This is a genomic window from Streptomyces sp. NPDC003023 (assembly GCF_042888225.1).
Classification (GTDB): Bacteria; Actinomycetota; Actinomycetes; order Streptomycetales; family Streptomycetaceae; genus Streptomyces.
Genome location: NZ_JBIAPL010000001.1, coordinates 1809926 through 1834113, shown reverse-complemented (window position 1 = coordinate 1834113; position 24188 = coordinate 1809926). Strand labels below are relative to the sequence as shown.

25 protein-coding genes are annotated in these 24188 nt (G+C 71.7%); 11 read left to right on the top strand and 14 right to left on the bottom strand.

The features are described from left to right. Positions 1-13: 13 nt before the first annotated feature. The gene (locus ACFYV1_RS07670) at positions 14-268 is read right to left on the bottom strand and encodes a hypothetical protein (protein WP_389394432.1); all 255 of its coding nucleotides are present in this window, start codon (positions 266-268) and stop codon (positions 14-16) included. A 344-nt stretch (positions 269-612) separates the two neighbouring features. Between ACFYV1_RS07670 and ACFYV1_RS07665 the strand changes: the two genes are divergently transcribed. Further along, on the top strand, positions 613-1452 hold the full coding sequence (locus tag ACFYV1_RS07665; RefSeq protein ID WP_389394431.1) for a class I SAM-dependent methyltransferase: 840 nt from the start codon (positions 613-615) through the stop codon (positions 1450-1452). 173 nt (positions 1453-1625) lie between these two features. Here ACFYV1_RS07665 and ACFYV1_RS07660 read toward each other — a convergent pair whose 3' ends face one another. Next, positions 1626-2726: a glutamate--cysteine ligase gene (locus tag ACFYV1_RS07660; protein WP_389394430.1), complete on the bottom strand. Its 1101-nt coding sequence runs from the start codon at positions 2724-2726 to the stop codon at positions 1626-1628. Between the two features lie 435 nt (positions 2727-3161). Here ACFYV1_RS07660 and ACFYV1_RS07655 point away from each other — a divergent pair, with 435 nt between their 5' ends. After that, positions 3162-3485, top strand: coding sequence for a hypothetical protein (locus ACFYV1_RS07655; RefSeq protein ID WP_389394429.1), 324 nt, complete (start codon positions 3162-3164; stop codon positions 3483-3485). 148 nt (positions 3486-3633) lie between these two features. Beyond that, entirely contained in the window at positions 3634-4524 is an 891-nt protein-coding gene (locus tag ACFYV1_RS07650; RefSeq protein ID WP_389394428.1) for an SDR family oxidoreductase, read from the top strand. Between the two features lie 363 nt (positions 4525-4887). Here the strand turns inward: ACFYV1_RS07650 and ACFYV1_RS07645 are convergent, their stop codons facing one another. Together ACFYV1_RS07645 and ACFYV1_RS07640 are read right to left on the bottom strand one after the other, a co-directional pair. Then, on the bottom strand, positions 4888-5730 hold the full coding sequence (locus tag ACFYV1_RS07645; RefSeq protein ID WP_389394427.1) for a ketose-bisphosphate aldolase: 843 nt from the start codon (positions 5728-5730) through the stop codon (positions 4888-4890). 80 nt (positions 5731-5810) lie between these two features. Beyond that, positions 5811-6770 (bottom strand): SIS domain-containing protein, encoded by a 960-nt coding sequence (locus ACFYV1_RS07640; RefSeq protein ID WP_389394426.1) that lies wholly within the window; start codon positions 6768-6770, stop codon positions 5811-5813. 286 nt (positions 6771-7056) lie between these two features. On the opposite strand from ACFYV1_RS07640, the gene ACFYV1_RS07635 reads away from it, so the two are divergent. Further along, entirely contained in the window at positions 7057-7857 is an 801-nt protein-coding gene (locus ACFYV1_RS07635) for a DeoR/GlpR family DNA-binding transcription regulator (protein WP_389394425.1), read from the top strand. A gap of 134 nt (positions 7858-7991) precedes the next feature. On the opposite strand, the gene ACFYV1_RS07630 is transcribed toward ACFYV1_RS07635, so the two are convergent. The 4 genes from ACFYV1_RS07630 to ACFYV1_RS07615 all read right to left on the bottom strand — a co-directional run bounded on the left by ACFYV1_RS07630 (position 7992) and on the right by ACFYV1_RS07615 (position 12770). Further along, positions 7992-8954, bottom strand: coding sequence for an NEW3 domain-containing protein (locus ACFYV1_RS07630; protein WP_389394605.1), 963 nt, complete (start codon positions 8952-8954; stop codon positions 7992-7994). A 74-nt stretch (positions 8955-9028) separates the two neighbouring features. Further along, positions 9029-10465 (bottom strand): Gfo/Idh/MocA family protein, encoded by a 1437-nt coding sequence (locus tag ACFYV1_RS07625; RefSeq protein WP_389394424.1) that lies wholly within the window; start codon positions 10463-10465, stop codon positions 9029-9031. A 98-nt stretch (positions 10466-10563) separates the two neighbouring features. Then, complete coding sequence (locus ACFYV1_RS07620) at positions 10564-11862, bottom strand: amidohydrolase (RefSeq protein WP_389394423.1); 1299 nt, start codon at positions 11860-11862, stop codon at positions 10564-10566. Positions 11863-11933: 71 nt separating this feature from the next. Beyond that, positions 11934-12770 (bottom strand): alpha/beta fold hydrolase, encoded by an 837-nt coding sequence (locus ACFYV1_RS07615; RefSeq protein ID WP_389394422.1) that lies wholly within the window; start codon positions 12768-12770, stop codon positions 11934-11936. A 52-nt stretch (positions 12771-12822) separates the two neighbouring features. Here ACFYV1_RS07615 and ACFYV1_RS07610 point away from each other — a divergent pair, with 52 nt between their 5' ends. From ACFYV1_RS07610 to ACFYV1_RS07595, 4 genes are all read left to right on the top strand, one after another. After that, positions 12823-13458 carry a TetR/AcrR family transcriptional regulator gene (locus tag ACFYV1_RS07610; protein WP_389394421.1) on the top strand — a complete coding sequence of 212 codons (636 nt, stop codon included), beginning with the start codon at positions 12823-12825 and terminating at the stop codon, positions 13456-13458. After that, positions 13455-14390: a carbohydrate kinase gene (locus ACFYV1_RS07605; RefSeq protein WP_389394420.1), complete on the top strand. Its 936-nt coding sequence runs from the start codon at positions 13455-13457 to the stop codon at positions 14388-14390. The genes ACFYV1_RS07610 and ACFYV1_RS07605 overlap by 4 nt, the downstream gene beginning before the upstream one ends. A 74-nt stretch (positions 14391-14464) precedes the next feature. Then, entirely contained in the window at positions 14465-14989 is a 525-nt protein-coding gene (locus ACFYV1_RS07600; RefSeq protein WP_389394419.1) for a hypothetical protein, read from the top strand. Between the two features lie 219 nt (positions 14990-15208). Then, positions 15209-15769, top strand: coding sequence for a hemerythrin domain-containing protein (locus ACFYV1_RS07595; protein WP_389394418.1), 561 nt, complete (start codon positions 15209-15211; stop codon positions 15767-15769). 100 nt (positions 15770-15869) lie between these two features. Here ACFYV1_RS07595 and ACFYV1_RS07590 read toward each other — a convergent pair whose 3' ends face one another. After that, entirely contained in the window at positions 15870-16697 is an 828-nt protein-coding gene (locus ACFYV1_RS07590; RefSeq protein ID WP_389394417.1) for an SDR family NAD(P)-dependent oxidoreductase, read from the bottom strand. Between the two features lie 77 nt (positions 16698-16774). Next, positions 16775-17623 carry a hypothetical protein gene (locus ACFYV1_RS07585; protein ID WP_389394416.1) on the bottom strand — a complete coding sequence of 283 codons (849 nt, stop codon included), beginning with the start codon at positions 17621-17623 and terminating at the stop codon, positions 16775-16777. A gap of 415 nt (positions 17624-18038) precedes the next feature. Between ACFYV1_RS07585 and ACFYV1_RS07580 the strand changes: the two genes are divergently transcribed. Together ACFYV1_RS07580 and ACFYV1_RS07575 are read left to right on the top strand one after the other, a co-directional pair. Continuing rightward, the gene (locus ACFYV1_RS07580) at positions 18039-18365 is read left to right on the top strand and encodes a plasmid stabilization protein (protein ID WP_389394415.1); all 327 of its coding nucleotides are present in this window, start codon (positions 18039-18041) and stop codon (positions 18363-18365) included. A 346-nt stretch (positions 18366-18711) separates the two neighbouring features. Continuing rightward, positions 18712-20820, top strand: coding sequence for a SpoIIE family protein phosphatase (locus tag ACFYV1_RS07575; RefSeq protein ID WP_389394414.1), 2109 nt, complete (start codon positions 18712-18714; stop codon positions 20818-20820). A 73-nt stretch (positions 20821-20893) separates the two neighbouring features. On the opposite strand, the gene ACFYV1_RS07570 is transcribed toward ACFYV1_RS07575, so the two are convergent. Both ACFYV1_RS07570 and ACFYV1_RS07565 read right to left on the bottom strand, forming a co-directional pair. Next, complete coding sequence (locus ACFYV1_RS07570; protein ID WP_389394413.1) at positions 20894-21235, bottom strand: DUF3140 domain-containing protein; 342 nt, start codon at positions 21233-21235, stop codon at positions 20894-20896. Beyond that, positions 21235-21462 carry a DUF2945 domain-containing protein gene (locus ACFYV1_RS07565; RefSeq protein WP_389394412.1) on the bottom strand — a complete coding sequence of 76 codons (228 nt, stop codon included), beginning with the start codon at positions 21460-21462 and terminating at the stop codon, positions 21235-21237. Before ACFYV1_RS07565 ends, ACFYV1_RS07570 begins: the two co-directional genes overlap by 1 nt. A 206-nt stretch (positions 21463-21668) precedes the next feature. Between ACFYV1_RS07565 and ACFYV1_RS07560 the strand changes: the two genes are divergently transcribed. Further along, on the top strand, positions 21669-22247 hold the full coding sequence (locus ACFYV1_RS07560; RefSeq protein WP_389394411.1) for a Dps family protein: 579 nt from the start codon (positions 21669-21671) through the stop codon (positions 22245-22247). Positions 22248-22355: 108 nt separating this feature from the next. On the opposite strand, the gene ACFYV1_RS07555 is transcribed toward ACFYV1_RS07560, so the two are convergent. Beyond that, a complete protein-coding gene (locus ACFYV1_RS07555) occupies positions 22356-23543 on the bottom strand; it encodes a spore photoproduct lyase family protein (protein WP_389394410.1) in 1188 nt (395 codons plus the stop codon). A 90-nt stretch (positions 23544-23633) separates the two neighbouring features. Further along, positions 23634-24023: a DUF3662 domain-containing protein gene (locus ACFYV1_RS07550; protein ID WP_389394409.1), complete on the bottom strand. Its 390-nt coding sequence runs from the start codon at positions 24021-24023 to the stop codon at positions 23634-23636. Positions 24024-24188 lie beyond the last annotated feature (165 nt).

Here is a 24188-nt window from a genome sequence, read left to right as displayed (position 1 = left end):
CGAAGCTCGCGTCTCAGCCGCTGGGCTCCTCCGGTTCCGGCGTTCCGGGGCCGCTGACACCCGGCGACGCGGGAGTGACCGCGTCGGCTTCGCCGCTGTCGGGCGCCTCTTCCGGGCGCTCCTGGTCGCCACCACCCGTCGCGGCCGCCACGTCCTCCTGCGTGTCCGCCTCTTCGGCCTCGTTCGCCCCGGCCTGCTGATCGGGCATGTCGCGCGGCAGCGACTCGTCGCTGTCCTCGAAGCCCTCCGGGCGATAGTCGTCACTCATGGCGCTCCTCGTGGTCTGTCGGAATGGTGTGCCGGAATGGTGTGTCGGGGTGGTGTGTCGGCATCGGCGTTTGATGTGCGCGCGGCCGTCGGCGTGTGGTGCGTCGGTGTGGCGGCGGACGCCGGGCGGGTACCCGCCCAGGCCCTGCCGACACGGGCACCGACCCGGCCGCAGCCCCGGCCCGCGCTCGGTGTGCGCGGGGGCAGTGCCGTCGGAATGTCTCCCGAGCAGGGCAGGCGCGCCCCACGGATCTATCGTTGAGACATCGGCAGAAGTGGTGATCACGGTCGGACCGTGCGGTCGCACCGAGCGGCCGGCGGCCGGACTTCCCCGGGAGGTCTGTGATGACGGACGCGACGGCAATGACCGAGGCCGATCTGGCCCTCAAGACGAAGCACCGCAAGATGTGGGCGCTGGGCGACTACCCCACCCTCGCCAGTGAGCTGATTCCCGGCCTGGGCAGGGCCCTCGTCCAGGCATGCGGTACCAAGGCGGGTGACCGGGTTCTGGACATCGCCGCCGGCACGGGCAACGCCGCGATTCCCGCGGCTCGGACCGGAGCGGACGTAGTGGCCTGCGACCTCACCCCCGAGTTGCTGGACGCCGGACGGCGCCGGGCACGGGAGCAGGGCATCGAACTCGAGTGGCGGGAGGCCGACGCCGAGGCGCTGCCGTTCGACGACGGCGAGTTCGACACGGTCATGTCGTGCGTAGGGGTCATGTTCGCCCCGCACCACGGGGCGGCCGCCGACGAACTGGTCCGGGTGTGCCGCCCGGGTGGCACCATCGGCCTGCTCAGCTGGACGCCGGAAGGTTTCATCGGCCAGATGTTCGCCGCGGTGCGGCCGTACTCGCCCGCTCCGCCGCCCGGTGCCCAGCCGCCTCCGCTGTGGGGAAACGAGGAACATGTGCGCACGCTCCTCGGCGACCGGGTGACCGACCTGCAGGCACGCAGAGCGACGGTGACGGTGGACCGCTTCGGCACTCCCGAGGCCTTCCGGGACTACTTCAAAACCGTCTACGGACCGGCCATCGCGGTCTACAACAACATCGGCGACTCCTCCGAACGCGTCGCCGAACTCGACAGCACCCTCGTCGAACTCGCCCGGCAGCACGGCTGCGGGACGGGAGATTCGACCATGGAGTGGGAGTACCTGCTCGTGACCGGCCGCCGGAGCGGGTGACCCGGGCAAGGGGGAACCCCGCCGCGACGGGGGATGCGCGGCGGGGCCCGGTTGGCGTATGCCCACGGTGGGGGTGATCCATGCCTGAAGATCCATACCGGATCCGCACGACGTGCGGAGGTGGGGAGCGGCGGCGGTCCGCAGCATGACGGCGCCGGACCGTCGGCGCCCCCTCAGCCGCCCGAGGTCCTGCGCACACAGGCCGTGACGACGTCCCGGAGGCTGCCCGTATTGTTCATCAGGTCGCGCTGGAACCGGGCCCCGTTTCCGGTCTCGTGCAAGGCCGCCACCGCCTTCTCCACGTCTCGGACGTCGCCCGAGTCCTCCAGTGCGTCCCGTACGTGGTCGACGAGCGCCCGGACGACATCCGCGGCGGGCGCGGGTCGCATGGTGAGCGGATGGATCAGCTGCTCCTCGAGGCCGGAACGGCCGGCCCGCCATGAGGCCAGCCGCAGCAGACCGATGCCGTGCGGCGCGGGCGGCAGGCCCTCGCGCCACTCACGGGCCGCGGTCTCCACCAGCCCCCGGACGAGGGTGGCGACGAGAAGGGTGCCGGCAGGGTCCAGGCACACGTCCGCCACCCGGATCTCCACGGTCGGATACGTGTACGAGAGGCGCGCGTCGAAATAGATCATGCCCCGGTCGCGCAGGGCGCCGGTGCCGACCATCGCGGTGACCTGCTCGTGGTACCTGGCCGCCGACCCGAAGAGTTCCATCGGGCCCGCGGAGGGCCAACGCCCCCAGACACGGCTGCGGTAACTCGAGTAGCCGCTGTCCCTGCCCTGCCAGAAGGGCGAGTTCGCACTGATCGCCACCAGGACGGAGAGCCACGGGCGGATACGGTCGAGAACCGCCACGCCCTCCTCGTCGGAGTCGACGGACACATGGACATGGCAGCCGCAGGTGAGCTGCTCCTGCGTGGTGAGCCCGAACTGTTCGGCCATCCATCCGTAACGCTCGCCGGCCCCGAGGGAGGGACTGACCGGCAGCGGCGAGGTCGCCAGCGCGGCGACGGCCGCCCCGAGCCGTTCGGCATGGCGGGCGGCCTCCGCGCGCCAGCGGACGATCTCTTCCGCGAGATCGTGCATCGACGCCTGCGGGTGGGTCGCGAATTCGAGCTGCTCACGCTGCAGCTCCGCCTCGAACACCTGCTGGGCGTCACCGCCCTCCCGTCCGGCGGCCGCGAGCACAGCCGCCGACAGAGCCTGCGGCTCCCCGGAATCGGGATCCACGAGGAGCAGCTCCTCCTCCACACCCACAGTGCGCACGTCCATCACTTCACTCTCCAGCGGCCGATGTCGGAATCTCTCATGTGCCCGGACGTGGGAACACGATGCGCCTCCTCGTCTCCGCGATCACCGACGTAGCGCATCCGGGCCGCTGCGTTTCTTCTGCCCGCCCGGCCGGAGGCAATACCCGGGCCGCGGCGGCGGGCCGACCGGTGGCCCGGGAAGCCGGACACGGGAGAGAGGGCCGCCCCGTCCATGGAAGCCGGCCACCGGCGCCGGGTGCGACGCTCTGCCGTCGGCACCGCGTAGGCCGCCGTGAAGGGGGCAGGCGCACTGTATGACCCATTTCGCCCGGCTGCGTGAGCAGTCCACGCCGTGCCATCACTTCGACATCCGTGCCCTGCGCGCGAGCGGTCGGCCTGCCCGCTCGCCGAGAGTCCTGCCGGGGGCGTGCCCGCTCCCCGGCACGGAGCCGGCGCCGTGATACCCGGCCCGGCAGGGGCCGTGGCGCTGCTGACCGCGGTACTGCTGCCGGTGCTGCTCCTGGGGCTGGTGCTCGCGCTGGACCGGTACGAGGAACGCCTGTTCTCGCCGGGTTCCGCGCACCGGCACCGTGCGGGCCGGCATTCAAGGCCGGGCGGGCGGCGCTCGGCGGCGGGGCGGCGCCCCTCCGTCTCGCTGGGTACGGCGGGCGGCGGCCCCCGCTCCACGGGTGCCGGTCCGGCGGCGGGGAGCAGATCCGGCCTGCCGCCGGTGCGGCCGAAGCCGCCCGCCGTGACGCCCACGAACACCGTGACGCCGTGACTGAGGATGATCGGGCTTCCGTACCGCGCTCCTCGTGGCGATCGACCCGACGAGGCAGCCACCACCCCGTTTGCGTGCGTTTATGCGGCACCGGAGGGTAGGCGGAGAGCCCACCGCGGCAGCGACGCGCAGCGAGGAGGAGTCGGTCGTGCCCCAGCAGAACGACGAGGCCAGGGATCCGGTGTCGAAGCACCCGGAACCGCAGTTCCCCCAGCAGGAACAGGAGCACCCGGGCTGGACCGGTCCCATGGACCCACCGCCGGACCACGGCGAGAAGAGCTACCGCGGCAGTGGCCTGCTGCGCGATCTCAAGGCCGTGCTCACGGGCGGCGACTCGGGCATCGGCCGGGCGGTCGCACTGGCCTTCGCCCGCGAGGGCGCCGATGTGCTCTTCACACACCTTCCCGAGGAGGCGCAGGAGGCGGCCCGTACGCGTGATCTCGTCGAGGAGGCGGGACGCAAGGCGATCGCCGTCGCCTGCGACATCCGCGAGGAGGAGCAGTGCCGCCGGCTCGTGGACCGCGCCGTCGGCGAGTTCGGGCGGATCGACATCCTGGTCAACAACGCCGCCTATCAGATGTCCCAGCCGGACGGCATCGGGGCGATCACCACGGAGCAGTTCGACCGCGTCATGCGCACCAACCTGTACGGCATGTTCTGGCTGTCGAAGATGACGCTCCCCCACATGCCGACCGGCGGATGCATCATCAACTCCACATCCGTCCAGGCCTACAAGCCCAGCCCCCATCTCCTCGACTACGCGATGACCAAGGGCGCGATCGTCACCTTCACCCAAGGGCTGGCGCAGATGGTGGCGTCCGACGGCATCCGTGTCAACGCCGTCGCTCCGGGGCCCGTGTGGACCCCGCTGATCCCGGCGACCATGCCGGACACCGCCGAGTTCGGCAAGCAGTCGCCGCTGGGCCGCCCCGCCCAGCCGGCGGAAATGGCTCCTGCCTATGTCTTCCTCGCCTCGCCGCAGGCCGGCTACATCACGGCCGAGATCGTCAACGCCACGGGCGGGACGCCGCTTCCCTGATCGACGGGCCGGGCACGGCAATGACTCCCGCAGGCCGCAAGGAGCCGCCGTGAACGACGGGTCGGGCCCAGCCGGCGGCGAGGGCCCGCGGGCGTACCGCGTTCGGACCGCACCCCTGCGGACACTCGCACGGGAATCGACGTCGCGCTCGACGAGGGCCACGTCCGTCCTGGCGCGACGTCCTCGCGAACGCGCTTCGTCCTGTTCCCCCCGGCCCCTCTGCTTCCACCCGCCAGAAGGACGAGCAGAGGGACGAGCAGGAGCAGGAGCAGGAGCAGGGGGAACGCGATCGCGGCTCTCCGGGTGCGCCGGGCCCCTGCGCTCCCCCGCCCCGGCCCTCCCCCAGCCCCGGCGCTGCCCGCCCTACCCCCGATCGCCGTGCAGCACGGCCAGCAGCCGGGCCACCTCGGTGGCCACGGCGTCACGGGCGGGCCCGAGGTACTTGCGGGGGTCGGCGGTCTCGGGGTGCGCCTCGAGGTAGGTGCGGGCGGCTTGGGTGAACGCCTTGTTGAGGTGGGTGGAGACGTTCACCTTCGTCATCCCGGCCGCCACGGCCTTGGCCAGCCCCTCGTCCCCCACGCCGGACGACCCGTGCAGCACGAGCGGGACGGTCACGGCGTCCCGCAGCCGGGTGATGAGCGCGAAGTCGAGGACGGCGTCCCGGGTGAGCATCGCGTGCGAACTGCCCACGGCGACCGCCAGGGCGTCGACGCCCGTGGCCGTGACGAAGTCGCGGGCCTCCTCGGGGTCCGTGCGCACACCGGGGGCGTGGGCGCCGTCCTTGCCGCCGACCTCGCCGAGTTCCGCCTCGACCCAGACGCTCCACGAGTGGCAGTAGCCGGTGACCTCCCGTGTCGCGGCCACGTTCTCCTCGTAGGGAAGCTTCGACGCGTCGAACATGACCGAGGTGAAGCCCAGTTCGACGGCCTCGTGCACCAGCTCCGCGGATTCGGCGTGGTCGAGGTGGACGGCGACGGGGGCCTTCGCCGCGCGGGCGACGGCGAGCGTGGCCAGCCCGATCGGTTCGAGTGATCCGTGGTAGCGGGCGGTGTTCTCGCTGATCTGCAGGATCACCGGCCGGCCCGCGGCCTCCGCGCCGGCGACGATGGCCTCCGCGTGCTCGAGCTGCACGACGTTGAACGCCCCGACACCGACGCCGGCTCGGGCTGCGGAACGGGCGATGTCGTCAGTGGGCGTGAGCGGCATGGTCTTCCTCCGTGGATACGGTCGGTCGTACTGGTCCGGCGGCAGGCGCCGCCGTCGGGGGCCGGGGGCGGCCGTGCCCGTCAGGCTCCTGCGGCACTGCTCTCGTCGAGGACGACCGACCGGGTGAGGTTGCGGGGCCGGTCGGGGTTGTGGCCGCGCGCCTCCGCGAGGAGGACCGCCAGGCGCTGGGCGCGGACCAGGTCGGCGAGCGGGTCCAGGTCGTGGTCGGTGCCCCCGGAGTCCGCGACGAGCCGGCCGCCGACCCGTGCGACGTCGTCCGCCAGCCCGTGGGGCAGCGGGCCGAAGGCCCATGCCACCCGCCCGGGGCCTGTGATGCTGATCGGCCCGTGCCGGTACTCCATGGCCGGGTATGCCTCGGTCCAGGCGCCGGCCGCTTCGCGCATCTTGAGTCCCGCCTCAAGCGCCAGGCCGTAGGTCCAGCCGGTGCCCAGGAAGGTGAACTGTTCCGCGGCGCACACCGCCGCGTCGAGAGGTTCACAGACGGCCCGCTCGGCGTCCCGGATCGCCTGGTCGAGAGGGAGGACCCCGTCCGGCAGGGCGTTCTCGGCCTCCAGATGGGCTCGCAGCAGTGCGAGGTTGGCGGTGGCGAACCGGGTCTGGACGACGGATTCCTCGTCCGCGAAGTCGAGTACGGCGACGGCGTCGGCCGCCTGCATCACAGGGGTCGCGGGATCGGCGGTGACGGCGCCGGTGGGCACGCTGCCCTTGACCCGCCGCAGCAGGTCGAGGACCTCGGTGGTGGTGCCGGACCGGGTGATGGCGAGGACGCGGTCGTAGGTGCGGCCGTGCGGGAACTCGGAGGCCGCGAAGGCGTCGGTCTCGCCGTGACCGCCGCTCTCGCGCAGGACGGCGTAGGACTGGGCCATGAACCACGACGTTCCGCAGCCGACGACGGCGACGCGTTCACCCCTGCGGGGCAGGGCCGCGGCGTGCTGCGGGAGCGTGTGGGCGGCCTGCCGCCACACGGCGGGCTGGGAGGCGATCTCGGCCGAGGTGCGGGAGGAACCGGTGGGGGACAAGTGGCGTACTCCTTGAGGGGCGAACAGGACCACCACGGACGTGATCTCTGGTCTGATTCAACTTTGCCTGCATTAATCTGCTCAATCTATAGCACTTTCGAGCAGTTACGAGCAGCTGCCTGGGTGGCCGCATTATTGCTCCGGCGTGAAGGAGTGGTGCGGCACGCGCCGTGCGAATGTTGGCGAGAACAGGACGCTGCGCCCGCCCGACCCTCCGTCAAGGGCGCCACCCCTGGTCCTTTAGCGTGTCGAGAGCGCAGGTCCGATGCCCGAAGGAGTCCCACACATGGCCAAACACGAGCGGTGGAGCAGGCTGCTGGAGTTGCTGGCTTCCGAGGGCAGGCTCGAGGTCGAGGAGGCCGCGACCACTCTGGAGGTCTCACCTGCCACGATCCGCCGGGATCTCGACGAACTCGCCGAGCAGCAGATGCTGGTGCGCACCCGGGGCGGCGCCGTCGCGCACGGCGTCTCCTACGAGCTGCCCCTGCGTTACAAGACCTCCCGGCACGCGTCCGAGAAGCAGCGCATCGCCGCAGCGGTCGCCGAGCTGATCACCGAGGGAGATGTCGTCGGCCTCAACGGGGGCACCACGACGACCGAGGTGGCCAGAGCGCTGGCCCTGCGGGCGGGCGGCAGGCGGCAGGAGTCGCCCGACACGCCGACGTCCCCTTCGCTCACCGTCGTCACCAATGCGCTCAACATCGCGAGCGAACTCGCGGTGCGTCCGCAGATCAAGATCGTGGTCACCGGCGGGGTCGCCCGCCCCCAGACCTACGAACTCGTCGGCCCGCTGACCGTGGGCGTCCTGAACGAGGTCGTCCTCGACGTCGCGGTCCTCGGGGTCGACGGCGTCGACCCGCAATTGGGCCTGATGACCCATCAGGAGGACGAGGCGAGCATCAGCCGGCTGTTCGCCGAGCGGGCGCGCCGGGTCGTCGTGGTCACCGACTCGTCCAAGATGGGCCGCCGGGCCTTCGCCCGGATCTGCGGACTGGACCGCATCGATGTCCTGGTGACCGATTCGGCCCTCCCGTCCGACATGGCGGCCCAGCTCGCGGAGGCGGGTATCAAAGTGCACGCCGTCTGATCCCTCCGTACCGGGCACAGCGCACGGGCTTGGCCGGCCCCCGGGGCCGACCCGGGCCCGCGACCTCGGAACACGCCCTCGGGCCCGCCGCCGGGTGCGGCAGGCCCTTGGCACTTCGCGCCCGACCGTGCGTGTCAGGGAGCGAGGGCCATGTCGAAGACGTGGATGCCCCCGTTGCTCGGCAGGACCACGAGCTCGACCTGCTTGGCAGGGTCGAGCGGGACCGAGTGGGCGAAGATGCGGTAGGCGATGCCCGCGTTCCCGTATCCGTCCTGCCGGTTGCGCCCGTCGGACGAACCGACCAGCGTCGCGCCATGGGCGTTCGCCGGATCGAACGACCAGTTGGGGAAGCCGAACCAGCCGGTGCTGCTGGTGCCGTCGGTGTAGTAGACCGTCGCCTTCCCGGTCGCGCCGCTGCCGACGCCGGAACCGAGGAGTACGAGCTTGCTCCCCGAGCCCTCGAGCGCGATCGCCTGCCCCGCGCTGGAGACGTTGCCCTTGGTACCCGCCGGCACGTCCGGCCAGGTCAGCTCGGCGCCGAGCGCTTCGACCCGGCCACCCGGCGTCAGCCCCGCGTCGGCGAGCCTCTGCGCCGAGAAACTGTTGCCACCGCCGTCGTAGTTGCCCGGCTTGGTGTTGCTCTCGTCGGTGACGCCCACGTTGTTGTACGCGGCGGCGAGGTCCGGCAGCGGCGTGCCGGAGCGCTGGGACAGGGTCGCCGTCGCCGACCCGGCGCCGTCCCCGCCCTTGTACGTCGCCGTGGCGGTGAAGGTCCGGATGGTGAACCCGGACCGCTGCTCCGGCACCTGGATGCTGAACTCCGCGACGGCGGTGGCGCCCACGGCGAACGTGCCGTCGACGGTGCGGACGGAGGGCTGGACCGCCCAGCCCACCGGCCCGGCGAACGACACCTTCAGGGAGCGCATCCGGTCGGGCCCCGCGTTCTTGACGGTCACCTTCACTGCCGAGATGGCCGGTCCGTCGAGGTCGACGGGCGCTATCGTCACCTCGGTCTTCGTGGAGGTCTGTGCGGTCTGCGCCGTCGCGGCGACCGCGGACGGGGCGGGGACGAGCAGCACCGCGGCCGCCACCGCCATGGCTCTGAGGGATATGAACAGTCGGGCTGGTCTCACTTCGTGCTCCTTCGGTCGGGCAGCTCGAGAGGTGACGCTCAGGCGACGGGGGGCATCTCGGACTCTCGGGAGTCCAGGCCCATGCGCAGATTCACCCAGGCACCGCGGGTGAAGTCGGGGATCTCGACCGGACGGCCCCCGGCGGCCAGGGACTTGACGCTCAACGGCACCGGTGAGCACCAGGCGGCCGAGTCGTAGACGTCGATGTCGGGGACGAGACCGGCCCGCATCAGCTGCACGGTCCGCCACTGCAGCACGTAGTCCATGCCACCGTGGCCGCCGTTGTTCGCCGCGTCGTCGCCGATCTTCTTCCACAGCCAGTGGTCGAACTCCTTGCGGTACGTGTCGAAGTCGCGCCAGGAGTGCCCGCTGTGGTCGGGCTCGACGTAGATGCGTCCGCCGGTCGTCGAGGTGCCCGCGTAGTCCTCGAAGATGCCGCGGCTGCCGGCGAGGGAGTTGATGCGGCTGTACGGGCGGGGCGAGCTGACATCGTGTTCGGCCCTGATCACCCGGCCCTTCTCCGTGTCGATCAGGCAGGTGACCAGGTCACCGTTGATGTACGTCTCCCGCCACGACGGATGCGAGGCGGGAACGAAGCGCTTGCGGTAGTCGGCGAGGCCCTTGGGTTCGGTGGCGGTGGCGCGGAGTACGGCCATGCGGTCGCCGCGGTTGATGTCCATGGCCGCGGCGACGGGGGCCAGACCGTGCATCGCGTAGAAGGAGGCGGTGCTGCGGGTGTGCCAGAGCCGGCGCCAGGAATCGGTGTAGTAGGTGTCCGAGAAGAGCAGTTCCCGCAGATCGTGCAGGTAGCCGCCGTGCCCGTTGGTGATGTCGCCGAAGAGGCCCTCGTGCGCCATCTTGAGCATGGCCAGTTCGTTGCGGCCGTAGGAGCAGTTCTCCGACAGGATCAGGTGTCTGCGGGTGCGCTCGGAGGTGTCGACGAGGTCCCAGAGCTCGTCGAGCCCGGTGGCGATGGGCAGTTCGACGATGACGTGCTTTCCGGCCAGCAGCGAGTCCCTGCCCTGCTGGTAGTGGAACTCCCACGGGGTGGCGATGTAGACGAGATCGATGTCGTCGCGCCGCAGCATCTGCTGGTACGACTCGTCCGAACCGCCGTACTCCGCGGGACGCGGCTTGCCCTGCGCGACGAGCCGGTCGGCGGTGCGCTTCACGCGGTCCTCGCGGATGTCGCAGACCGCGGTCACGGTGCAGCCGGGGACGGCGGCCCAGCCCGTGCTCATGCCCGAGCCACGGTTGCCGAGACCGATCAGAGCGACGCGGACGGTCCGGTGGACGTCGAAGGGGACACCGATCATCGTCTTCTGGCCGGGGGTGCGGCGCGGCGCGGGGGCCGACTCCACGGCAGTCTGCGCGGGAGGGGCCGCATGCGCGGAGCCGCCGCCGGCTGCCAGCGCTCCGGTGGCGAGGGCACCTCCGAGGATCAAGCGGCGTGAGACTGCGGGGATTTCAGGCATGAAAGAACGCTCCTCGTGTCCGCGATCGACCATCTCTGGCGGGGAAGACTCTGACGGGAGTGGCGCTTGCATGTCAATACATGTTCATAAGACCCGTGTTACGAGCAAGAACACGCATTATTGCGCGCGTCGTCGCCCAGCCACCGCATCGCCGCGCCCAGCAGCGTCCGGACGCCGAGTTCGATCGTCGGGTCCTGCAGCGGCGCGTAGTGCGGTGAGTGGTTGTACGGCACACCGGGCGGCAGCCCGCCTCCGACGAGCGCCGCCGGGTCCGGGTCCGGGAACAGTCGCGGGTCCGCACCGCCGAAGTGCCAGAACACGGACGGCACTCCCATGGACGACCCGAACGCGCCGAAGTCCTCGCTGCCGGTGATGGGCTGGGGCAGGGTCCACACCTGTCCCCCGCCGAGCACCGACTCGAGTCCCGCCACCGCGGTGGCCGTCGCCCCGGCGTCGTTGAGCGTGAGGGGGAAGCTGTTCAGCGGCGTGAACTCCGGTTCCTTGGGCGCACCGGCCGCCAGCGCCTCCGCCCGTACGATCCGCTCGACCGAGGCGAGCACCTTCGCGCGCACGGCGGCGTCGGAGCTGCGGATGTTTATCTTCATCTCCGCGGTGTCCGGGATGATGTTCTCCTTGGTGCCGCTGTGCAGGGACCCCACGGTGACGACGGCGGCCTGATTGGCCCCCACCTCCCGCGAGACCACCGTCTGCAGACGCATGACGACCGCCGCGGCCATCACCACCGGATCGACGGTGTTCTCCGGCGCCGAGCCGTGACCGCCGCGGCCGAAGAGGCGTACGGAGAAGCTGTCGGAGGCGCTCATGACGGCGCCGGGGCGGGTGGCGGCGATGCCGGTGGGGATGGGCCCGACGTGCTGGGCGAGACACACGTCAGGTCGGGGGAAGCGTTCCGCGAAACCGTCGTCGAGCATGGCCTGCGCCCCGCTGACCTCCTCGGCAGGCTGGAAGACGGCGACGACGGTGCCCCGCCACGCGTCCCTGCCGGCGGCGAGCAGGGCGGTCGCGCCGAGCAGACAGGTGACGTGCATGTCGTGCCCGCAGGCGTGCATGACCGGCACCTCGTTGCCGTCGGCGTCGATGCCGGTACGGGTGGACGCGTAGGGCAGCCCCGTCGCCTCGAGCACGGGGAGCCCGTCCATGTCGGCCCGCAGCAGGACGACGGGCCCTTCCGAGGACGTGAGCACGCCCACCACTCCGGTGCCGCCCACCCCTTCGGTGACCTCCCAGCCCTGGGCCCGCAGCACCCGGGCCACGATCCCGGCGGTGCGCACCTCCTGGAACGACAGTTCCGGATTGGCGTGCAGATCACGGTAGAGCTCGCGCAGTGCCGGGAGCCGTTCACCGAGTCCGGCAAGGAGTGACGAGGCGTCAGTCACGCTGTGTCCTTTCCACGACAAGTCCGCAGAGGTGCACAGTCACTGTCTCAGCCGGTCGGGGCTTTTCGGCGTTACTGAGGTGACTCCTTGATGAAACGGCGCAGTTCGGCGCAGAGCGCGTCCGGATTGTCGAGCTGGACGAGGGTGCGCGCGTCCGGGATCTCGCGGTATTCGGCCCGTGGCAGCAGGGCGGCGAGCCGCCGGCCGGTCTCGTGCGGCATCATGCGGTCCTCGGCGCCCCACAGGACGAGCGCCGGGCGCTGGAAACCGCGCAGACGCTCCCCCGCCTCCAGGTAGGTGTCCTTCCTCGTACTGTCGAGGAACTTGGCGAAGTCGCGCCTGATCCTTCTGTCCGCGAGCAGCGGCCCGTACCACCGCCGGACCAGTGCGTACGGGATCGGATGCTCGGCCATGCCGCCCAGCGAGTTGGGCAGCCGGACCAGGAGGGGCACCCGGAAGGTCTGCAGCAGCAGGAAGATGCCGCCGGGGATCCGGCTCAGTACCTGCAGGGTCCTGCCCTGCACACCGGGCGGGTAGTTCTCCAGCGCCTCGCAGGAGGTGAGGACGAGCCGGCGCACCCGCTCGTCGCGCACCCCGACGAGCAGTTGGGCCGTCCCCGCGTCGTTCTGAACCAGCGTCACGTCCCGAAGGTCGAGCCGCTCGAGGAACTCGGCCAGGATGTTCGCCACCCCCTGCGCGGACAGGTCGGCGTCAGGGCGCATCGGCTGCCGGTGGCTTCCCATCGGCAGCACGGGCACGACGACACGGAATTCGGTTCGGAGCCTGTCCACCACGGGCTCCCACACCGACTCGTCGAAGGCCAGCCCGTGGAGCAGCACCAGGACTTCGCCGCTCCCTCCGGTGTCCGTGTAGTCGACGGCTCCGGCACTCAACTCGATCTTCGGCATCGGTTCCAGTCACCCCTTCTGGATTGATCGATCTAGTGAGAGACTAGCGGCGATGAGAGCGACAAGCGACACACGAGCGCGCATTCTGGCCTCCGCGACCGAACTTTTCCGGCGCCAGGGCTACTCGGCCACGGGCATGAAGCAGATCCTCACGACGGCCGACGCCACCTACGGCTCCGCCTACCACTTCTATCCGGGCGGCAAGTCACAGCTGGGCGAGGAGGTGATCCGTACCTCGGGCGCCGCCTACCTGGGTCTGATCGCCGAACTCTTCCAGGACCGGGGCGCCGACCCGGCAAAGACGACCGCGGACGCGTTCGCCGGGGCGGCGAGGACACTGCAGGACCTCGACTTCGCCGACCCCTGCCCCGTTGCGACCATCGCCATGGAGGTCGCCGGCACCAACGAGCCGCTGCGGCTGGCCACCGCGGAGATGTTCGCCTCCTGGACCGAGGCGCTCGCCGCGTTCTACGCCTCCTGCGGCATCGCCGGGTCCCGTGCGACGGCCACCTCGGTGATCGCGCTGCTCGAAGGCGCTTTCATGCTGGGCCGCGCGGCGCGCTCCACGGCACCCGTCCTCGACGCCGCCCCTGCCGCGGCCGCGATCGTCCGCGCCGCTGCCGCTGCCGGCCCGGCGGGCGAGGCGGCGGGCACCCGAAGCGGCGGCCCGGAAGGAGCACCCAGGTGATCGTCGTCGCGGGTGAGGCCCTGATCGATCTGGTGCCGCAGGCCGGCGGGGGCGTGCCGTCGCCGCTGCTGCCCGCCCCCGGCGGCGGCCCGTACAACACGGCTGTCGCGCTGGGGCGCCTCGGCGCGGCGGTCTCCTTCTGTTCGCGTGTCTCCACCGACGCCTTCGGCGAGTCCCTGATCGAGCGGCTGCGCGAGGAGGGCGTCGGGGTCGGGCTGGTGCAGCGGGGCCCGGAGCCGACCACTCTGGCGGTCGCGTCGATCGCCGCGGACGGCTCCGCGGCGTACACCTTCTACGTGGAGGGCACCGCGGACCGGCTGTTCCGGGTCCCGCCGGGGCTCCCCGCCGCCACCCGCGCGCTGTCGCTCGGCACCTGCTCGCTGGTCCTCGAACCGGGGGCGGGCGCCTACGAGGAGCTGATGCGGCGAGAGGCCGGGCGCGGCGTCTTCATCGCCCTCGACCCGAACATCCGGCCGGGACTCATCCCGGACCCGGACGCCTACCGGGCGCGGTTCAGGAGCTGGCTCCCGTACGTCTCGCTCCTCAAGCTGAGCGAGGAGGACGCCGACTGGCTGGGCCTCGACGTCAGGGAATGCGCTGCCGCCGGTCCCGCGGCGGTCGTGACCACCCGGGGCGCGGACGGTCTGACGGTGCTCACCCGCGGCGGTGACCGGGTGTCCGTGCCCGGTGAGCAGGTCGAGGTGGTGGACACGATCGGGGCCGGGGACACGGTGAACGCGGCGCTGCTGCACGCCCTGTCCGCCCGTGACCTCCTGTCGCCGGACGCGCTCGGGTCCCTGGCGCCCGCGGGGTGGCGCGAGGTGCTGGGTTTCGCCGCGACGGCCGCGGCGCTCACCTGCGGCAGGCCCGGGGCACAACCCCCGTACGCCGCCGAGCTGCGGGGCCGGGGGACGTACCCCGGCAACGGGTGACGTACGTCATTTTCCCGGCCGGACACCGGCGGTATGTTTCGCCCACCATTTCCTGTCCACCGGGCGGCCGCACTGTGCATGCTGATCTGTCACCGCTCATAGCGGCGACCGCCACCTGGCTGACGCGCGCCTACCCGGCCGTCGGCGGCGCCATGGCGTCGGCGCTGTGCGAGGCGCAGGCCCGGCAGGCCGTCACCGTCGCCGCGCTGCTGCGCTACCCGACTCCCATGGACGCCTCGCTCGTGGCCATGGCCGGACCGGGCGGCTCCGCCCGGCTCGACCGGATCGGCGACACCGGGCACCGCGCCGACTCCGACGATGCCGCCGCGCCGGAGCGCCACGCCTGGCGCACCTGGGTGGACGAGGTCGTCGCCAGCTGGGCGGCCTGTCTCCTCGGCGACCCCGGTCTCGCAGCCGCCGCCGTCGCGGGCACGAACGACGACGCACCCGGCGCGTACCGGCGTCTGGTCGCGCCCGACGAGCACGACCGGCAGGCCGCCGCCCTGCTGCGCCACCCGGACCTCCTGGCGCCCGTGGCCGCTCTGCACCGGGACCTGCTCCGCAACAGGCTTCGTCCCACTGTCCCGGACATGGCCTGACGTCTCCCCTCGCCCGCGTCGCGCCCGACGCGGGGACATGGCCTGACGCCTGTCCGCCCCGGCGCCGGGCCCGACGCGCCGACGGTGTCGAAACCGCTGGTGTGTCCGCCGCCGCGTGCGCGCGCCGGAGCCCGGTGGCCGAGTTAGGGTCGCCGTTGAGGCGCGGCAGCCACGCCCGTGGGGGGATCCTTCGCAGCAAGCGAGAGAGGACGCCAGGACATGGGACACGGCGGGAACGTCATCCAGGAGCTGACGGCCGACCACCGCGAGGTCGACCAGATGTTCACCGAGATCGAGGCCCGGAGCACCGGGGACTCGCGGCGCCGGGAGCTGGCGGACGAACTGACCAAGGAGCTCGTGCGGCACTCCGTCGCCGAGGAGGAGCACCTGTACCCCGCGGTGCGCCGGTTCGTGGACGACGGCGACGACCTCGCGGACGAGGAGACCGCCGACCACGCCGAGGTCGAGCGCATGCTGAAGGAGCTCGAGGGCTGCCAGGCCGACGACCCCCGCTTCGACACGCTGGTCTCCCAGCTCAAGGTGAAGGTCACCGCGCATGTCGCCGACGAGGAGAACCGGTTGTTTCCTCTGCTCGCCGAATCGTGCAGCCCTGAACTGCTGATGGACCTGGGCGAGAAGGTCCGTCGGGCGAAGGCGAGCGCCCCCACCCGCCCGCATCCCTCCGCCCCGAGCACCCCGCCGGCCAACAAGCTCCTCGCCCCCGGCATGGGCATGGTGGACCGGGTCCGCGATCTCCTCACGGGCCGCGCCCAGGGCTGAACCCCGGCCGGCTCGCGCCGGCGCAGGGCCCGGCCCCCGCTGCAGGGCCGGGCGGACACCGCGTATCCGGACGACCGGGTACGCGGTGTCGTGCGATCCGTCACGCGGCGCGCGGTCGCGCCACGTATGCGCGGGTCAGCTCCATGAGGCGGTTGCGGGCGTTGGCGTCGTATGCCTGCTCGTGCGCGCGGGCGTCGGTGAACCGGTCGAAATAACGGCCCGTCACGCCGGTCAGCTCCGGGTCGGTGAGAAGCCGCACGGTGGGCCGCACGCCCTCGTCGACGCCGACGACGGGGGTGAGCCCGTAGTCACGAACCCCCTGGGTGTCCATCAGGTGGGCCGGGTGAAGGGCGTTCACCGTGACACCGGTACCGGCGAGTTCTTCCGCCAGTTCGAAGGTGGCCATGATCATCGCCAGCTTGCTGCGGCAGTAGGCGCGCAGCCCCTCGTAGCCGTGCTCCAGCATCACGTCGTCGAAGTCGATGCGTTCCTGACCGATGGAGGCGACGTTGACGACGCGGGCGGACGCGCCGGCCGTCAGCAGCGGCAGCAGGCCCCGGACCAGGGCGTACGGCGCGAGGTGGTTCACGGCAAAGCGCAACTCGTGGCCCTGTGCGCTCACCTCACGTCTGAGCGGTTCGACGCCGCCGCCGGCCACGGCGTTGTTCACGACGGCGTCGAGCCGGGGCTCGGTGGCCAGGATCCGGTCGGCCATCGTGTGCACCTGCTCCAGGTCCGCCAGATCCGCGAGCACGGTGCGCACCGTGGTGTCGGGAGCGGCCGCCCGCACGTCGGCGGCGACCGCGTCGAGGCGTGCGCGGTCGCGGCCGTGGAGCAGGACGGTTCCACCTCCGCGCGCCACTTCGACGGCGATTGCGCGGCCGAGGCCCTGAGTCGTACCGGTGATCAACGTGGTGGGTCGGTTCATGTCCGTCATCCTGGCGGGCACGCTTCGGCGCGGGGAGTGCCTGCCGAGCCTGGTGTCACCACCACCAGGCTCCCGCGTCAGCCGGTGCGCACCGCCGTGACCGTGAACCTCTCGACCTCGGCGACGTGCCCGCCGGTGGACGCGACGATCGTCAGCACCGGATCGGTGGCTCCGGCGAAGGAGACGGCGGACGTCCAGGGACGGGCGGTGGTGCCGCCCGCCGCCGTGCAGCACGACTCTCCGATCGGCGCCTCGGACGACGGCTGGCGCACCTGCACGCGAATGCTCTCGTCCACGCCGGTGATCCGCCCGCCGCTCGTGAACGGGGAGCGTACGACCGATCCGTAGGCGGGCCTGGTCAGCGACAGGGTCGTGTCGTCGGTGCCCACGACCTCCCAGGGGGCGTCACTGCCGGTGCCGAAGCGCGCCAGGTGGACGACCGCCGCTGTGCCCGTGGACTCCGTACCGCTCAGCCCGACTCCGATACGGGCCTCCCGCGCCCCGACCGAGCGTGAGGTGACCCGGTCGATGTCCTCGAAGCCGAGGTAGTGACGGGTGAAGGAGAGTGCCGTCTGCTCCGGGTCGAGATGCCACGGCTGGTGGCCGCCCGAGCGGAACTCACGCTCCCAGTCCTGGGCTTGGGCGAGCGTGGCGAACGGCCACATCGGCCGGAGGTCCGAGAAGCCCGGCAGTGACTCGCCGCGGCCCGGTGCGGGCGCGGTCGTCCCCGTGGCCGGCGACGGCGTGCCGGGGACGGTCGTGGCCGTCGGATCGGTGGCGGGGGCCGACTGTGACGCCGAGGACGTCGTCGCCGGTGCTGCGGACTGCGACGCGCTCCGGGGCTCCCCGGAACCTCCACAGGCGGTGAGCGCCAGGACGGTCGAGGCCGTCACCAGGGCGAGTCGGAGCGGGAGCCGGATCTTCATAGGTGCCCCAGGAGACATATGACTGCCTTCGCTATAGCTTGTGCGGCCATCGTGCCACTTCTGCGATGCGCCTCACAGAGCGCGCGGGCCTCCGGGACCGGGCGACCGCGGGTTCGGCGGGATTGTCGACGGTGCCGGCCGGTGCGGTGGAGGGCGGTGATGCCCGTGGTGACGCCGGTGCCGGCGCGGGCGGGCGGACTTCGGGGGCCTTGCTCGTCCTCCCCGGCCGAGGCGGGCGGAACCACCGTCGCGTTGGGGGTGTGTCACCCGGACGGGTCACTCGCGCCGCGTGCCCGGGCGATCGCCGGTGAAGTGGTGGGGCGCCCCACCGGTAGAAGTCGCGGACGGTGGGCAGCCGACAAACGATGCCGTTGCCCGGAAAAGACCGGGAGCAGTTCCACAGTAGGAGGACGTCATGCCGGCAGGATCCAGCCCCAAGCGGGAACGTCAGTACGAGCACATCAAGGAGGGCGCGGAGAAGCGCGGAACCTCCACCGGGCGGGCGAAGGAGATCGCCGCGCGGACCGTCAACAAGGAACGGGCCCGCTCCGGCGAGTCGACGACCGCGAGCAGGACTTCCACCCGCGACAAGAAGTCCGCCTCCCAGCGTGGCGGCGAACGGTCCCACAGCGGATCCCAGGGTCCGACGAAGGACCAGCTGTACGAGGAGGCCAAGAAGAAGAACATCGACGGTCGCTCCTCCATGAACAAGCAGGAACTGCGCCGGGCCCTCGGCCGCTGAGCATCGCGGCACCCCGGCACGAGCACGATGACCGCGGCAGCCGGCAGGAGCGGCTGCCGCGGTCGCTCATGCCGGGCACACGGGCCGGCCGCGGCTCGGGCAGGCCGCGGCGGCCGGTCCCGGACGGCTTCGACGCCGCGGTCCCGCCCGGGGCCGACGCGGCCGGTGGCGCTGGCCGACCCGTGTCCGACGTGACCGGTGGCGCCTGCCGACCCGCCCGTGTCGGCGTAATCTCCCGTAATAGGTGAATCCGGAGCGTTTCCAGGTCCAGCGCACCCGTCCGTGCCGGAAGGTCAGGGCGAGCCGCACGTTCCCGAGGACGCACGGCGAAGGCTGGAGGTGCCTCGTGGCCGGCACGGCTGGTCCGACCAGTGCGGCCGACGGGCTCGACGCCGCGGTCGCGGAAGTCGTACGCCGCACCGGTGCGTCCATCGGCGCTCTCTACCTGCTGGAGCCGGATGACCAGGTACTGCGGCTGAAGGTGCTGTGCGGGGCGCCGGCCGAGCTCGCCGCTCCGTGGGAACGGGTCCCCCTGGCCGCTCCCGCCCCGGTGGCCGCAGCGGTTCGCGAGGAGCGCCTCGTCTGGGTGGGCAGCCAGGAGGAGATGGTCCGCTCCTATCCGCGGACCGCGGTGGCGCTCCCCTACCCCATCGTCCTCGGTGCCGCGCCGGTCACCGGCGTCCGGCGCTGGGGCTCGCTGCTGCTGATCTGGCCGGCCACCCGTCCACCGCGCATGAGCTCTCGGGAGCGGCGTCACATCGCTTCGAGCTGTCGCATGCTGGCCCGTCTCATCGAGGAGACCGTCGATGCCGAAAGGGCCCCGGCCAGTGGCACACCACCCCACATCGTCCCCGTCGAATCGGGCCGCAGGGCCGTCCCCCCGGGTCCGGCCGCCGCAGACTTCGCCGAACGTCTGCCGGGAGGCTCCTGCTCCCTGGACCTGGAGGGCCGCCTCACCTTCATCAGCTCCGGAGCCGCCGAGATGCTGGGCAGCGACGCGGGCCGGCTGATGGGCACCCATCCGTGGCAGTCACTGCCCTGGCTCGACGACCCGACCTACGAGGACCGCTACCGCGCGGCGGTGATCAGCCGCGAGCCCGTCGCGTTCACCGCCTGCCGCCCGCCGGACCAGTGGCTCGACTTCCACCTCTATCCCGATGCCAGCGGCATCAGCGTCCGCATCATCCCCACCGGCGCGGCGCCCCCGCCCGTCCCCGGAGCCCGCAGGTCGACACGCACCGTCACACCGGCCCGCGCGGGGCAGCTGTACCAGCTCATGCATCTCGCCGCGGCCCTGACGGAGGTCGTCGGCGTCCAGGACGTCGTCGATCTCATCGCCGACCAGATCGTGCCCGCCTTCGGTGCCCAGGGTCTGGTCCTCTCCGCCGTCGAAGGGGGGCGGCTGCGCATCACCGGGCACCACGGCTACCCCGCCGAGGCCGTGGAGGCCCTCGACGGCCTGCCCGTCGACACCGAGTTCACCCCCGCCGGACAGGCGCTCAGCAGTGGCATCCCGTCGTTCTTCTCCGATCCGGAGGAGATGCGGCGCATCTACCCGGACGCTCCGGCGGTCAGTGGCAAACAGGCCTGGGCCTTCCTGCCGTTGATCATCTCCGGCCGGGCCGTCGGCTGCTGTGTGCTGTCCTACGAGAATCCCCACACGTTCTCGGCCGAGGAACGGGCCGTCATGACGTCGCTCGCGGGCCTCATCGCCCAGGCCCTCGACCGCGCCCGTCTGTACGACGTCAAACTCCGGCTCGCCCACGGTCTCCAGGAGGCGCTCCTGCCGCACACCCTGCCCGAGGTCGCCGGTCTGGAGGTCGCCGCCCGCTATCTGCCCGCCACCCACGGCATGGACATCGGCGGGGACTTCTACGACCTCATCCGGCTCGGCGAGACCGCCGCGGCCGCCGTGATCGGCGACGTCCAGGGCCACAACGTCGCCGCCGCCGCGCTGATGGGGCAGGTCCGTACCGCCGTCCACGCGCACGCCACCTTCGCCGCGCCTCCCGACCGGGTCCTGGCCGGAACCAATCGGCTCCTCGTCGACCTCGACCCCGGTCTGTTCACCAGTTGCCTCTACGCCCACCTCGACTTCGCGCGCCGCCGCCTGTGCCTCGCCAGCGCCGGCCACCCCCCGCCACTGCTGCGCCTCCCCGGCCGGGACGCCGCACCCGTCGACATCACCGCCGGGCCGCTTCTGGGCATCGACCCACAGGCCACGTACCCCGTCACCGAGATCCCGCTGACCCCCGGCCTCCTGCTCACCCTCTACACCGACGGCCTGATCGAGACACCGCGCACGGACCTGGGCGATTCGATCGCACATCTGGCGCGCGAGCTCACGCACGCCGACGAGCCGGACCTGGACCGCCTCATCGACATCCTGCTGGAGCGGGTCCGCCCCACGCGTCACGGCATGGACGACATCGCGCTGCTCGTGCTCCAGGCATGACGCGAACCGGCCCGCAACCGAGCCCCGTGGTCCCGGACGGACGGGACCCGGTCATCGGACGGACGGGGCCCTGTCATCGAAGCGGGTCGTGGCCCCAGTTCATGAGGGAGTGACGCCATCTGGTGTCGGTCACGTCGCCGCTGGGGCGTTGCTCGATGTGGCGGTGGACGTAGCCGACGACTTTGCGCATGTGCGCCAGGTCGTCGTCGCTCAGGTCGGCCTTCCTGGTGCGCAGGAGTTCCACGATGCGCCGCCCGGAGGCGTGACCGATGCTTTCACCGCCGTCGCTCTGTCCGGCGCTCTTCGACTCGTCGGTGGCCAGCCACTTCTCCAGCCTGCCCGCCGTCATGTTGACCGCTTCGTCGAACGCGTCCAGTGTCGCGGCCCGGTCGTCGTCCTGCTGACGCGCGGCCATCAGGATTTCCTGCCCCTCTTCCGCAGCGCGCCGGGCCTGTGCACGGCGGAGCGACCGGTTTTGTCGCTCTCGACCTCGTACTGAGGTTCCTCCGGCGAGGCGTAGACGGTCCGGCCGGCGGCGCGGGTCCGGTCCGTGATCCTCTTCTTGACCCTGCCGGTCACGTTCTGGCCGTGGCTCTTCCACGAGACCTTGTCGCCCGTGCTCGGACGGTCCTTCTTCGGCATGGCGCACTCCCTTTCGGTCCGTCTTCCCGGTCCGTACCTCAAGGCTCGTGCACGTCACCGGGTCACGCACCCGTGCGCCCTTCGGACGGCGGCCGCCGCATCCGCACGGGTGAGAGACCGCGGCCACCGGAGGCGGCCGGAAGGCGGTCCTCCACGAAGGCTGCTTGGCTGAATGCCTCAGCCTTGACCACCCAAGGAGCACCACCGTGTCGTCACAGCCTTCGGACATCTCGTACACCGTGCCGGGGATGAGCAGCCGGGACAGCGCGCAGATCATCTCGATGCTGCAGATGCGCCTGCACTCCCTCAACGATCTCGCCCTCACCCTGAAGCACATCCACTGGAACGTCGTCGGGCCCCACTTCATCGCCGTTCACGAGATGATCGACCCGCAGGTCGACCAGGTCCGTTCCATGATCGACGACCTCGCCGAGCGGATCTCCACCCTCGGCGGCGAGCCCAACGGCACCCCGGGCGCGCTGGTCGACGAACGCACCTGGAACGACTACTCGATCGGCCGCGCGGAAGCCATCGAGCACCTCGGCGCCCTCGATCTCGTCTACACGTCGGTCGTCAAGGACCACCGGGAGGCCATGCAGGCCACCGAGGAGAGCGACCCCGTCACCCAGGACATGCTCATCGAGCAGCTGCGCGGTCTCGAACTCTTCCAGTGGTTCGTCCGCGCCCACCTCGAGTCCAGCGGGGGCCGGCTCAGCACCCGCGGGGCCACCACCGAGAAGGCCGCCGCGGGCCAGGCCGCCGGCCAGGCCCGTAAGCAGCCCTGACCCGCCCTCGGCCCCGGCCCGCCCGCCTGGCGCCCGGCCCGCCTTGTCCCCGGCCCGCCTGACGCCGGCGGTCGGCCGATCCGCGGGCCGGCGCCGGCGCCCCGGCGGTCAGAAGGCGTAGCGAATGGTCAGCCACGGAGCGTGAGTGCCGACCAGCCGGCGCACGGACTCCACGGCCGCGGCCTTCGGGGCGTTGCGGTACCGCACGTTCAGGCTGCCGTTCTCCGAACGCTTGGCCTGCTGGAGTTCGGGGCGCCAGATGGCGTCCTCGGCGCGGGGGTGCCACTCCATGTTGACGTCGTGCAGGTCCCGGTTGTGCGTCAGCATGATCACCTCCGCGGCCGCCTGCTTCTTGACCTCGGCCGGCAGCACGTCGTCCATGTGCCTGAGCAGTTCCGCCCAGGCCTGCTCCCAACCGGGCCTGATGACGACGGGTGACAGGTTGAAGTGGACCTCGTAGCCGGCCTCGAGGAAGTCCGCGGCGGCGGCGATGCGGTGCTCGACCGGGCTGGTGCGGATGTCCAGCAGCCTCGAGTCGTCGGGCGGCATCAGGGAGAAGCGGATACGCGTCCTGCCGCGGGGCTCGAGCAGCAGCAGATCGGGGTTGACGAACTTGGTGGCGAACGACGCCTTCGCGGTGGGCCACCGTGCGAAGGCGTGCACCAGGTCGGCGGTGTTCTCACTGATCAGGGCGTCGACAGAGCAGTCGTTGTTCTCCCCGATGTCGTAGACCCAGGCGCTCGGGTCGCACTGGTTCGCCTCCCCCTTGGGGCCCTGCTCGGCGACATGGCGCCCGAGACGAGCCACGATGCGGTCGATGTTCGTGAAGACGGTGATCGGATTCGCATAGCCCTTGCGCCGCGGGACGTAGCAGTACGCGCACGCCATGGCGCAGCCGTTGGCCGCGCCAGGGGCGATCCAGTCGGCGGACCGTCCGTTGGGTCGCACGGTGAGCGTCTTCTTCTCGCCGAGCACCAGAACGGTGCTCTTGATCCGCACCCACCGTTCCGCGTTTCCCCGGTTGCCGTGCAGCTGGGGGATGCGCCAGTGGGAGTCGACGGGAACGATCTCGGCGTCGGGGTAGGCCCCGATGATCTGTTTCCCGCGCGGCGAGGACGCCGCGCCCGGCTCTGCGTGGATCTCCCGCACCGCGAGCATCCGACGTGCCTGCTCGGAGTCACGGAACAGCTGCCGGCCGTCCGCGGGACGGGTTCGCGGGTCCGTCCGGATCTCGTCGAGGCCGAAGAGCCCGTCGGGGGCTTCGTCCGGCGTGCCGGACGGCTGTGGGGTGTGCATGCCTGCTCCGGAGTCTGTCGCGTCGCCCTCCACCGTACGGGAGTCCGGCCGCCCGCCGACGCGGGCCCCGCCGCCGCGCGGTGGGGCGTTTCACGGGAACTCCTCGGCGCGCACATGGGGCATGACGCCGCTGGTGACGCGGTAACGGCCGTTGGGGATGTCGGTCGAGGGGGTGACGCGCACGGTCAGCGGGCCGGCCCATTCGTAGCCGTTCTCCTCCCCGTGGCGGACCAGCGTGTCGGTCAGTGCCTGTCCGACCCGGCCGCCGCCGCGCCCGAGCTCCTCGTACACCTCGGCGTCGAGTTCCACCTCGTAGGCGTTGGGCACGACGACGCGGCTCTCGCTGCACACCACGGCGCGGGTGTCGCATGCGTGCCGCAGGGCGTCGAGCAGTTCCACTGGCTCGTCGCGGACGACCTTGGCCACCAGCGCGTCCTGCCGGCGTTCCAGGGCTCGTTCCCATCGGTTCAGCGTTCCCATGACATGCGGGTGCCCCGGGGCCCACCGCGCACGCGGCCGGACGTTTGGAGAGTCTTCGAAAGGCTGTCGGGGCGGGGCGGCGCTCCGCAAGACTCCCGTGTGTCGGGGGGTGCGGGGCCACGGAGCCGCGGACTCCGCGGGAGCAGTCCACGTCGCGTGCTCGCG